Here is a 12,323-nt window from a genome sequence, read left to right on the forward strand (position 1 = left end):
TAGTAGGCATTGACTTTTTATAAATATCATCATATTATACTATGCAATATGCGTTTTAGATGCTGAACAGCTTATCAGCCCAGATATGATAAATACAGCGCGGCAATTCAAGCTAAGAGATATTGGCAGCCAACGTGTTAATTTTCTTGTTGGAGACGGTATGAATTTGCCTTTTGCTGATGGAAGTTTTGATCTAGTTATGTCAGGCGGCTCGACTGCTTTTATTGATGATAAAAGAAAGGCTTTGAAGGAGTATACACGAGTCACGAAGACCTGGGGATTTGTAGCCGATATTAACTTTTACTATAAACAAAAAGCGCCGGAAGAGATTATTGGAAAACTCAACAGTGCAATGAATATCAATATAGAACCTTGGGGTAAAGACTACTGGGTGAACCTATATAAGGAAACTGAACTCGAATTGTACTATACGCACTTTAATGATGTATATGTTCCGTCGGATGATGAAATCATTACTTACTGCACAGAAATGAGTGCTTCGGTTACCGCTAATGCGGATACACAGCGCTTAATTAAGGAGCGTCTTATTGAACTGATGTCTCTTTTTACTGAGAATCATCGCTATCTTTCCTATGGAATATTTGTATTGCGGAAGCGGAATGAAGCCGAACAAATTTCTCTTTTCGGTTCATAACCTTTATGCCAAACCTAAATAATAGCGATATTCTTTTTCTTGAGTCGCCCGATTTTTATGCTTTGCGTGTCTTACTTGAGAATTTATATGGATTCAAAATTATCTTTTATTATCTACCCCCTTTTATCTCGTTCACATCACGAAAAGCTGTACTTGAAACCGAAAGCGGAACTTACTTTCTCAAAGAGAAACCACTATACTGTAGCAATAAAAGATCACGGGAGCTTGCGGTAGATTTCCAAAATTTTTTAAGTCAAACTCTAAAAACGGTTCCGGCCGTTCTGAGCACTCTTGATGATAACCATTACATACAGTGGAGTACGAGATTTTTTTTCTTGACCGAGTTCAAAGTAGGGCGTGTCTTTAATGGCTCCGAAACCGACATCGAGCACATACTTGATGCCTTGAAGAATTTTCAAGATGCTTCAAAAAAGTTTGACTCGGCAAGTAAATTTGGGCTAGATAATAAAAAAGATTCTTATCATACACTTAATTTTTTCCCTCTCCTTGAGAAAAAGGCTAAAACGAGAGCGGAAAAGACTAATCTGAAGCGGATTAAACATCTCATTAGTTTATTAAAAAAGGAATACGACACCATCCCTAGAACCAACTATCTGATAAGTCATGGCGATTTCGCACTTTTTAATATTCTTCTTGATGGTAAGAGTGTTGTCAGCATAAATGATTTTGATAACGTTGAACTTTTTCCGCGCGTACATGATTTGGCAGAATTTCTTGTCTCAGCCAGCCTCATCCATTATCTTGCTCCCATGAGTAACTTGCGATTGCCAGTCTTTTTCCGGCCGACTGAAAACATCTTTAATAAAGTTCTTGCTTTTTACGCGAGGCATTTAGAAATTTCCTCCGAAGAGATCCGGCTGCTTGCTATAACCTCTGAGATTATATGGCTTGAGATATTGTTACTCGCAGTTCTGAAGGAGGACTACACGGTGTTTGATATTTTGATAGCAATAAAAAACATAGAACAGGGCTATTTGCGCTTAAGGATACAACAAACCATGCACATGCTCAAGTGAAGGTTTTTGTGGCAATAAAACTAGCTTGTTTGAAAAGAACCCTCTTAGACATCTCTCAAAAAGAAATGGTTGACCGATCGCTCTGACGGGGTTACAACCCAGTCAAAAAATTGATAAAATAAAAGACATAGCCCTAGATGCGATCTTCTTGCACAAACCCAATGTCGAAACCTATGCCCGCCTAATGTTCGCGCTGATTCAGCAAGCCCTATTTAGAATTCAAGGTATTTTTGCACAAGTCGAACTGCAATATCGTAACTCGTTTCGCTTTGGAGATAGTTTTTATATTGTTCGATGAGTTTGGTGAACTCATCAATGGCTAATTTTTTCCTTTTATCGTTTGCCACGACACCGTGTGGATAGCCACGCCATTCGTGATTAGTAAGTAAATCTTTTTCGGTCGCAATAGCAAAAAGGTGTGCCCAGTTCGGTTTTTTCATGATGAAATTAATGCTTACACAATCACCAAAGGAATGCGTAGAGTGCCACCATCCTCGAGGCATAAATATGATATCACCTGGATGCTGTATTACCATAACCGCCGATTCCGGCATCTTTTCAGCTAGCGGTTCTTCGCCAATATATTGCAGTTGTGATTGATCAATTTGTCTTTTGTTTGCTGGCAGGCATATAGCGGTTTGATTCCTAAGTGCTGTATTTTCTGCATACGTCCATTCCTTTCGTTCTCCAGAAAGGAGGAAACTAATATTTAGATGGTAGTCAGAGTGCATTGGAACACCTGATATGCCAGAGGATGCGAATATCTCTGCCGTAAAAAACGGCACCCCGAAATCTTCAGCAAGACGTTCTGTCACCGACTGTACACTGGCAAAATAGTCCTCAATATCGCGAAAATAAATAGTATATCCGTCTTCCAGATAAGAAATTGCTTTGACTCCACCCTGTACATCGAAGGCAGAATGCTCTCGACTAATTAGCGAGACGCGCCCAGAATACTTAATGGCCAGTTTATCGAGAGTACAAAGTTCAGAAAGGAAAGATAACTTAGGAAATCCATCAGGAGTGCTCCTGATGATTGTGGGCTTATTTGTTAACCAGTAACTTGATATAAATTCTTCAGTTGAAAGTGGATGAACCAGCTCTTTTAAGCCGAACACTGTATTGTTATTTTGCATACAACCCGGTTCGAGATTATAAATGACATCAGAAATAAGCAAAAATTTTCTTTTTTAGTACATCGATTTGAATGAGGGAACCATACGGCATAGGGACTTGCGGATCGGTGTGTCCAAAATCCATATTTTGAACTACTGGCGCTTGTATATTGTATCGGCGAACTACTTTCAGTATAGCTTCCCGTTGCAAATAGCGATAGACCTTTTTCTGCTGTGTACTCGCAGGCTTATTAAATTCCCACCCCTTTGGTCTACCTACAAGAACACCCCGAATTCGTTCAAGAATCCCACGTTCTCCCAAAGCCCTATACACTCTAAACACATAGTCCTCCGATGGAATCTCTTCCGATGTCTCGGTCATGAGAATAATATTTCTAAACTGCTCCAGGGAAGGAAGTGGGTTTCCGTGACGCAGTATGTCATCGATCGACTCGAGGCATCCACCCCACGTAATACCTTCAACAGAATGTTCCGCATTCCAAAACCACCCATCATTAGGCTCGTATACCCTCCGTTGGGTGAGAGTATGCGGATCGTTCCAATTCAAGCCGATGTCATTAAACATCGTGCTTGGCAATAATTCATGTTTCCCTCCTTCAAACATAGCATATTTGAGATAGCGAACTGTATATTCATCCATTGAAACCTGCATAGCAAATTGTGTGAAGATAGCACCACCGTAATATGAAGGCACACCATGTAACCACAAAAAATTCATAAAGTGAGTATTGTCACTAAAACCGAAAAAAGGCTTTGGATTCCGTATAAAGGGTTCTGGTGGTAATTTTTTTACATATGTAACTTGATCATCTCCGCCTATTGAAGAAACCACTGCCTTAATGGTAGAATCCTCAAAGGCTGCAATAAGGTCATATGCACGCTCTTCTGGAGACGCGCCTACTTTTGTAGTGGTGGAAAATTCGATCGGCTTAAGCCCAAATTGATTTTGAAGACGTTCAAGTCCGAGCTGGTAGACATGTGGCCAGGCTCCTGGTGCTCCAAAGGAAGGTGACAAGATAGCTACTCGATCACCTCTTTTTAACTTCTCAATGTGACGCGCAGGAAAGCTCATTAAGAGACAGTGGCGATCGCACCTAGCCCAAGCAGAATGTAGCCATCGACCGTTTTTAAAGAACCAATTTTTTGAAGTAATTCCTCTTTCGTGAATTCGACAGTAGAAACTTCTTCATGCTCTTCAAGATTTTTTGTATCCTCGGAAACACTTGCGATGTCTGCAAGAAAAATATAAATGTTAAACTTTACTAATCCAGACAGAGGCTCTGTTTTTGCTAGGAATTTCAAATTGGCCGTTGCCCCAGTCTCTTCTAATAGCTCTCTGGCTGCGGCAGCCTCGGGCGATTCTCCAGGATGTATTCCACCAGAGGGGAATTCATATACCTCCTCACTTGAACCAATTCGATTTTGTACCGTAAGTATATATTTGCCGTCTTTTGTTCGTGGAACAATGAGAACAGCATCACTCCCCATGTCAAGTAATATGCGTTTACCACGAGGCGTCTCGAATTCTGTAAGAGATAAGGCTCCAAGTTCATAGATAACCGCTGCTTGCTCAGTACTCATAGCTGTCTCGCTCGTAATTCGTTTGATTATTTCTTCCAAGTATACATTGTACTAAGTACACTGAGTACTTGGGTGAGTCAATAGGGGTTTCTGGAGCCACGCCATACAATTCTAAATTGGTACAAACACGAGTAGCATAGGGATATCGTTGTTGTGGCGTTTGACCTGAATTGTACTGCCGTTGAGTTCGATGAAGGATTCACTCTGCGAATTCCACTCAAACCATGAATTCGGAGCTGCTGGAAATGAAAAACCGGAGTTGCTGGCTAAATTAGCTTACCAAGACCAACAAAAACTGTTAGCCGAAAAACCGCAAAAAACCGCAAAACCCAAAACAGAACCGTCGCCCAAACCGTCAAGAGCCCCACGAAATCCGCGAAATCCGCGTCTAGTCGCTACCCGGAGCGCTGCACCGCCACCTACTCCTCTACGCGAACCCCTACCCGCACCCCGAACAGTAGTGCGGACGGTAACAGTACCCGCACCCATACCGCAAAGAACACCCGCGCCCCCACCAGCCCCCATACCCAAACCGTTAATATCCCCACCTTTAATTCCAACTCCAACAGAAGAAAAAATCGACCCGTTTGAGCGGTGGAACCAACTCGCTCAACTCGGACAAATTAGGGGAAATTTTGACCCTAACCGAATAGCGAATGCCGTGAGTGCAACACCAAGCACTCCAGCGACAACAAGTGCTACCGCCGCCGCTCTGACAAAGCCAGCTCCCACAACTGAATTCCTAACAGTCAATATCGGCAACCAAAAGTCGCAACCCTCATACGTTTCTTTCGAGCAAATCCCAGAAAAACTATATAGGGCTTGCTGGATAAGTGCAGAAAGGTTACACAGCCTGGTTATGTGATCGCGCGATCGAGAAAAGTGTGCAAGATAAACAGGTAAAATAGTACAAAACCTTTGCATCACCCAGTGCGCTCGTGTACAGAAAAGCTGAGCTTGCTCCCCCCTCACCCTCCGACTTTGAACTCCCCTCATGTGGAAAGTTGTCACCAGATAACCGTTGGGTAAAAATGGCCCAACTAATCCCGTGGGATGAATTTGAATCAGAATATGCTAAAAACTTCCCCACAGAAATGGGGGCACCCGCCAAATCGTTTAGGATGGCATTGGGGGCATTAATCATCAAAGAAAAACTGGGAGTTAGCGATAGGGAAACAGTAGAACAGATCAGGGAAAACCCCTATCTACAATACTTTATTGGTCAATCAAGCTACAGTAACGAACTCCCCTTTGACCCATCTCTATTAGTTCATTTTAGGCAAAGAATTAGTCCGAACCTAATTAATAAAGTTAACGAACGAATGGTTGAAAAAATTCGCTCCATCACCCCAGCTAAACCAGAAAAAAAAAAGGATTCGGACGCCAAAAATGAGTCACCCAATCGCGGAAAATTAATCCTAGATGCTACCTGTGCCCCAGCCGACATTACCTATCCGACCGACTTAGGACTATTAAACAAAGCCAGAGTTCATACCGAAAAAATTATAGATATCCTGTATAAACAGATCAAAGATCAAACCAGTAAAAAACCCAGAACCTACCGTAATCTCGCCCGAAAAGATTACTTATTAATAGCAAAACAAAGAAGACCATCCCGCAACAAAAAAAGACAGGCAATTAAAAAACAACTTCAATATATCAAAAGAAACCTCGCTCATATTGAACAGCTAATCGAGTCAGGTGCGACCCTCGAACGCCTGAGCAAAAAGCAATATAAAACCTTGCTAGTCCTCACAGAGGTCTATCGCCAACAGCAATGGTTATTTGATAACAATAAACAGAGCATTGAGGATAGAATAGTAAGTTTAAGCCAACCCCATATCCGTCCCATAGTCAGAGGAAAAGCCGGAAAAAGCGTAGAGTTTGGAGCCAAACTATCAGCCAGTTGTTTTGAAGGATATGTATTTTTAAACCGAATGAGCTGGGATAATTTCAACGAATCAGGGGACTTAAAAGCACAAGTAGAAGCTTATCATAGGTTCACAGGATATTATCCAGAGTCCGTTCATGCAGATCGCATTTACCGAAATCGGGAAAACCGAGCGTGGTGTCATGAAAAAGGCATTAGAATTAGTGGACCTCATGACGGAAGACCTCCAGCAAATGTGAGTAAATCAAAAAAGAGGCAAGCGTTGGAAGATGAGAGGATTAGAAATGCAATTGAGGGCAAGTTCGGACAAGGCAAACGAAGATTCGGCCTGAATAGAGTGATGGCTAAACTTGATAATACATCTAGTACAGTTATTGCAATTACTTTTTTGGTAATGAATCTTTCTACCTGGTGGCGCCGGGTTTTTTGTGTGTTTTTATATCTATTTAGAAAAAGAACACCTGTTTTTTGGTTGGAGATAATCCCCAATTATTATTGGGGTAACTCGATACAGAAAAACTTATCTTTAACCGAGCTTGAATATATCGATCGCACCTGTTCTTGGCTGGCGATCGATTATTCAGCAAGCCCTATATAGCCACCCAAATAACGCCAGCGGGGAAAGGCTACACCCGGAGTTTCCTTATGGAGAGGACAGCCTCGAAACCACCGACAACTCCCAAAACCCCACTAACCAATTAACTCCGGCTTCCTTTTCCCCCCAAACAAGTTCCGATTCTACTGATAACTCAATCGAGACTGCGGCTCGACTGAGCGCGAGCCGAACGTCCTTGCCCGCCGATACAGAATTTCAAACCCTTTCCCCTGAAGCTGCTCCAGAGGCTTCTGCCTTAACAAACTCCCCAACCCTAGAACAAGTAAACTCCCCAGGGGCAAAAGGCATTCTCAACCGCACGCCCCAAAGTTCTTCAACCTCCCAAACAGCTCAGGTTCCCCTTGGAACCACAGCCAACGGCATAGTTTCGGTTCCCCTGTTGTGGGATGAAGGCTCAGGCAAACAGCTTTACGACAAATTTGCCGTCACCCTCACAGACAACGTAACGGCAACTGACGGCTCTATTGCTTTTTCTGCGGGCACGGTTGTCATTGCCAAAGCCAGCACCGTCAGCAAGACCAATCGCATGGTACAAGCTACTGCTGTGGCGCTCGTCTACTCTGATAGAAACGGTCAGATTAAACAGCAGCCCATTCCAGAAGGCGCAATTTTGATTGCAGGAGAGGGCGGACAGCCGCTGATTGCTTCAGGCTACTTCGACCCAGGTTCAGATATTGCCGGACAGGATATCCTCACCGCAGTGCTGTCGGGAGTTGGACGAGTCGGTCAAGTGTTCGCAGAGCCTAAAGTCAGGAGCTCTAGCAATATTAGCGGTAGGTTTGGGAGCCGTACAACCACCGTTGAAAGTCGAGACCCCCAAATTTGGTCAGCCGTCCTCGATGGCTTCTTCAGCCCCCTAGCAAAACGGATGGAAAGCCGCTCAGATAGAGCAACTGAAGAACTTTTAAACCGCCCTAATGTAGCTGTGATTAACAAGGGAACCCCGGTTTCTATTACTGTTAACAGCTTTCTCAACATTTACCGATAACCAAACCGTCGGTAAACGGTTAAGTCGCCCCAACGCGACTGCGGCGATTAGTAAAGGAAATCCCCGTTTCTACTGTCAACAATTTTCTCCACATCAACGAATAACTGCCATGACGAATCGCATCCAATCCCCAAGAATGCTTTCCCTCGGAGGGCTTTTGTTCACAGCAGTGTTCGCTGCTGCGAGCTACCCCGACTGTGCTTTTGCTCAATCAAGAGTAACAGGCTATCAAACTGTGGGTCGAGATATTGCCGTCAATAGTGCTCACGATATTTTAGTCTATCCCGGTCGCGCGAGTGCGATCGACTTCAGCTCAACCGATGAAGCTCTCGCCTACGTTTTAATTGCCGACCCCTCAAAAATAGTTTTCAGCACCGATGCACAGTTGGCAAGCGGCCAAGCCAAAACTGTTTTTTTGCGTCCCATTCAAGCGCTCAATTTTCCGGGAGCTACCACAGCTACCATCACTAACCTTTCAATCAAAACTGTAGATTCAAAAGGGAAACAGCGACTTTACAACTTCAACATCGTTCCTACCAACAAAGAACCAGAACACTTAGGAATTCGCATCGCTCCCGTCACGCCAAGAATGGAGCCGACTGTGAACGTTGATAGAGGTCGCGCACCCTCTGCATCAGATGTTGAAAAAGGATTGCTAATTGCCATTCAAAGAGGCTACACAGCAGCCAACGACCCAGTAGTCTACAGCGTGCGACAATTTTTAGCTCTGGTAAGAAATCAGAATCTATCGGCGGCCGATGCTGCTGCACGAGCCGGAGTAGACTTGTCTGTGATTGTCGAACTAGCCAAAATAGTTTTTGAAGAACCAAACTAGCGCTCACACAAACCTACTCATATCTAACTCATGTTAGACAGAGTTAGGCAAGTGCATTCGTTCCGGGGTCAAGCACAGAGCGGGATAAACGGCGAGCCATCAATTTAAAATCTCAAATCTCAAATTGTTCCAATTACCCATTACCCATTACCAGTCAAGAGCGGTTTTAAGCACACAACTTGGGTTAGTTGAGATGCCAATCATCTCCTTAATACTGCCCGCGCTGAGTCAGGTGGGAACCAGTTGTTTTCCTAACCGCTCGCTCTGAGAATTTATGGCTTTTGACTGATTCAGATTCGTTTGAGGCTGCGCTACTAATAGGGATTAGTCAAGGAGCATAACGAGAGTGAGAGGGGATGGTAACCCAGAAGAGGAGAACTATTCTACGGATGGTGTTGCTCCCCTCTGAAGAAGAACGTTTTTTTCCTCATTCCCACTCCCTTTTTTTAATCAATGTTCCGCCCAAAAAGCTCAGTTCAAAAAAAGTCTGCCCTCCCGCTGCGCGTTGTGCTTACAGTCCCCAACGCTCTTCTAATTTCAACCTTACTATGTCTGACGGGATGGCTTTCTTTTCAAACAGGGCGGCAGACAATGAATGACGTAGTTGCACACCTATTGGGAGAAGCAACGAGCCGTATCTCTGACCGCCTTGACAACTACTTAACAGAAGGGGTTGGGAAAGGAGAAGGGACTTACAATCAAATTCCAACTGGTTCGGTAAACCAACTTTCCCCAAGTCAAACAGCCGGAGTCACAATCAAACAAAATGGGGAAAAAAATGGGTCAAACTCTTCAAAAACAATATTGCCTCAACAAAAAACAAATCCTGCTTTTCCCACCCCAACCTCAACATTCAACTTGCACGATTTCCTCATTAGCCCTAACTGTCAAGCCTTTATCTTAGACCGTTCGGGACGTTTAGTGGCTCGGAACGAGGTAACTGAACCAAAACCGTCTATTTCTGTTGACGGACTGCAGCGAGAAAGCACCCAAGCTCTGCAACAAAAAGTAATCCAGCTTTCAACAGAGTATTTGCTTAAACATTATGGCAGCCTCGCTGCTATTAACAGCAGCCAAAATCTTAACTTTACTGCCAGCAACTCACTATACTTGCTGCAAGTCAGACCTTTTAAAAACTCGAATGGCTTAAATTGGCTGATTGTGGCAGTTGTACCCGAAACCGACTTCACCCAAAAAGTTCAGGCCAACACCCGCAACACTATTTTGCTCGTGCTACTGGCTTTGGTTCTTTCTATCTGCCTTTTGCTGTCCATTTCCCTAAGAATAGAACAGCGGCTGCTGCGGTTAATTTCGGCAACAGAGGCGATAGCTGGTGGCGACTTCGACTCAACAGTTTTAGGTAGCGGTATTGCCGAACTCGAAGCCCTAGCCTGTGCTTTCTTGCGCATGAATTGCCAGTTAAAAGCATCTCGCCAGCGGTTAGAAGAATATTCTGGCGATTTAAAGCGGCAAGTTGCACAGAAAACTATTGAACTAAAACAAGCTAAAATTGCCGCCGAAAGTGCCAATCGCGCTAAAAGTACCTTTCTGGCCAATATGAGCCACGAATTGAGAACGCCTCTGAATGCGATTATCGGCTTTGCCCACCTCCTTGTGAACTCTAAAAAAACTGCACCGGAACAGCAGTCGAGTTTAGATATTATCAATCGCAGTGGCGAGCATTTGTTGAAACTAATCAACGATATTTTGTCGCTGTCTAAGATTGAAGCTGGTCAAATTACCCTCGAATCAAATGCTTTTGACCTTTACAGTTTGCTCTCGGACATAGAACGGATGTTCCAACTCAAAGCTCAGTCGTCGGGATTGCAACTTGTTTTTGAACTCCGGAAAGATGTACCGCAATACGTCCGAACTGATGAAAGCAAGCTGCGCCAAGTTTTGATTAATCTGTTGGGTAATGCTGTTAAATTTACTGAGGTGGGTAGGGTGAAGCTGACTGTAAAATGCCTTCAGCCTAGAGCCAAAAAACCGCTATCCAAGTTCTTTCTTCTGTTTTCTGTGAAGGATACAGGTCCTGGTATTGCCCCTGAAGAGATTAGCCGTTTGTTCAAGCCGTTCGTGCAAACTGAAACTGGTAGGAAATCGCAAACGGGAACGGGCTTGGGATTGCCAATCAGTAGCTCTTTCGTCAAGCTGATGGGTGGCGAGATTAAGGTCAAAAGTTCTGTGGGGAAAGGTACGGTTTTTAGTTTTCACATTAAAGTCAGTCATGCAACTGAGAGCGAAATTTATGACAGACTGCCACAAAAACGAGTGAAGGGGTTGGCATCCAACCAACAAATATATCGCATTCTGGTAGCGGACGATGAGTCGGCAAATCGGTTGCTGCTAACTCAGATATTGAAGTCGGCTGGTTTTGTTGTGTGGTTCGCGGATAACGGAATTGAGGCGGTTAAGTTGTGGCGAAAGTACAAGCCGCATTTAATTTGGATGGATTTGAGGATGCCTGCTCTAGACGGCTTTCAAGCTGCTCAAAAAATTAGAACTCTGCCTAACGGTTCTAACACTAAAATTATTGCTTTGAGCGCTAATGCTTTTGTTAAAACCCAGGAACTCGCTTTGTCGAACGGCTTCGATGACTTTGTTGCCAAACCGTTCCGAGAAACAGTAATTTTTGAGAAGATGGCGCTTCATTTGGGTGTTCGCTATATCTATGAAGAGGAGTCGCCGAGGAAGTCAGAACAGGATGAGCCTGTTATGCAACTGACTCCTGAGTCGCTATCTGTGTTGCCGAGGGAGTCGATTAAGAAGCTTTATAAAGCCGCCGCTTGTGGAGACGAGCAAGCGGTAAGGCAGTTAATTGAGCGAATTCCTCGCTCCCAGAAACAAATTGCTGGGGCTTTGACCAAGTTAGTGGAAAATATGAGTTTAGATATTATCAGCGATTTGACTCAGAATTGCATTTCGGTCGATTGTACTATCGCAAAATCCCAAGACTGCGATCAAAGTTAACTCGGTTTTTAGATTCGTACCTCATATATCAATATATGAAGTTCAACCTTAGTCTATCGCCACATCCCAAGACTATTCTCAAAGTTAACTCTGTTTTGAGAATCGTAGCTCAGATATCGATATATGACGTTCACCGAGTGCATTTCGGTAGATTAGGCGAGCTCACCATCCCAAGATTGCGATCAAAGTTAACTCTGTGTTTACAACCCGTACCTCAGATATCGATATATGACGTTCGGCAGATTGTACGATCGCCAAATCCCAAGACTGCGATCAAAATCAACTCTGCGGTGAGAGTCTGTACCTCAGATATCGATATATGACCTTCGGCAGATTGTACGATCGCCAAATCCCAAGACTGCGATCGAAGTTAACTCGGTTTTTAGAGTTCGTACCTCAGATATTGATATGTGACGTTCGGTAGATCGCAAAGCATTAGGACGATTTTGTTCAGAGCAGCACGATTTGACAGAGCAATGCCGAGCAGAGGTACAGCCGATAATCTGCTAACAACTCACGCTCACTTGATTGTTTACTGCTACACAAATACTAGACAAGTCTCGACATTTGCTTCTTACTTCATCGGGAGCATGGGAGCGGTTATCCCTCAG

10 protein-coding genes are annotated in these 12,323 nt (G+C 43.8%); 7 read left to right on the forward strand and 3 right to left on the reverse strand.

From position 1 onward, the window contains the following. The first annotated feature begins 85 nt into the window (after window positions 1-85). Window positions 86-655 (forward strand): methyltransferase domain-containing protein, encoded by a 570-nt coding sequence (locus QUA00_RS34440; protein WP_333412992.1) that lies wholly within the window; start codon window positions 86-88, stop codon window positions 653-655. 5 nt (window positions 656-660) lie between these two features. After that, window positions 661-1,692: a phosphotransferase gene (locus tag QUA00_RS34445; protein ID WP_333412993.1), complete on the forward strand. Its 1,032-nt coding sequence runs from the start codon at window positions 661-663 to the stop codon at window positions 1,690-1,692. Window positions 1,693-1,904: 212 nt separating this feature from the next. On the opposite strand, the gene QUA00_RS34450 is transcribed toward QUA00_RS34445, so the two are convergent. Genes QUA00_RS34450 through QUA00_RS34460 form a run of 3 tightly spaced genes read right to left on the reverse strand, consistent with a single transcriptional unit; the run spans window position 1,905 to window position 4,409 of the window. After that, window positions 1,905-2,870, reverse strand: coding sequence for a cupin-like domain-containing protein (locus QUA00_RS34450; protein ID WP_333412995.1), 966 nt, complete (start codon window positions 2,868-2,870; stop codon window positions 1,905-1,907). Further along, a complete protein-coding gene (locus tag QUA00_RS34455; protein ID WP_333412997.1) occupies window positions 2,857-3,900 on the reverse strand; it encodes a S66 peptidase family protein in 1,044 nt (347 codons plus the stop codon). The genes QUA00_RS34450 and QUA00_RS34455 overlap by 14 nt, the downstream gene beginning before the upstream one ends. Beyond that, window positions 3,900-4,409: an NUDIX hydrolase gene (locus tag QUA00_RS34460; RefSeq protein ID WP_333412999.1), complete on the reverse strand. Its 510-nt coding sequence runs from the start codon at window positions 4,407-4,409 to the stop codon at window positions 3,900-3,902. Before QUA00_RS34460 ends, QUA00_RS34455 begins: the two co-directional genes overlap by 1 nt. Before the next feature lie 190 nt (window positions 4,410-4,599). Between QUA00_RS34460 and QUA00_RS34465 the strand changes: the two genes are divergently transcribed. From QUA00_RS34465 to QUA00_RS34485, 5 genes are all read left to right on the forward strand, one after another. Then, complete coding sequence (locus tag QUA00_RS34465) at window positions 4,600-5,274, forward strand: hypothetical protein (protein ID WP_333413000.1); 675 nt, start codon at window positions 4,600-4,602, stop codon at window positions 5,272-5,274. Window positions 5,275-5,347: 73 nt separating this feature from the next. Continuing rightward, a complete protein-coding gene (locus tag QUA00_RS34470; RefSeq protein WP_333413002.1) occupies window positions 5,348-6,898 on the forward strand; it encodes an IS5 family transposase in 1,551 nt (516 codons plus the stop codon). After that, a complete protein-coding gene (locus tag QUA00_RS34475; protein WP_333413004.1) occupies window positions 6,837-7,904 on the forward strand; it encodes a hypothetical protein in 1,068 nt (355 codons plus the stop codon). The genes QUA00_RS34470 and QUA00_RS34475 overlap by 62 nt, the downstream gene beginning before the upstream one ends. A gap of 109 nt (window positions 7,905-8,013) precedes the next feature. Continuing rightward, window positions 8,014-8,739, forward strand: coding sequence for a hypothetical protein (locus tag QUA00_RS34480; protein WP_333413006.1), 726 nt, complete (start codon window positions 8,014-8,016; stop codon window positions 8,737-8,739). A gap of 591 nt (window positions 8,740-9,330) precedes the next feature. Beyond that, window positions 9,331-11,712, forward strand: a complete 2,382-nt coding sequence (locus tag QUA00_RS34485; RefSeq protein ID WP_333413008.1) for an ATP-binding protein — start codon at window positions 9,331-9,333, stop codon at window positions 11,710-11,712. Window positions 11,713-12,323 lie beyond the last annotated feature (611 nt).

Source organism: Microcoleus sp. T2B6 (assembly GCF_036700475.1).
Classification (GTDB): Bacteria; Cyanobacteriota; Cyanobacteriia; order Cyanobacteriales; family Microcoleaceae; genus Microcoleus.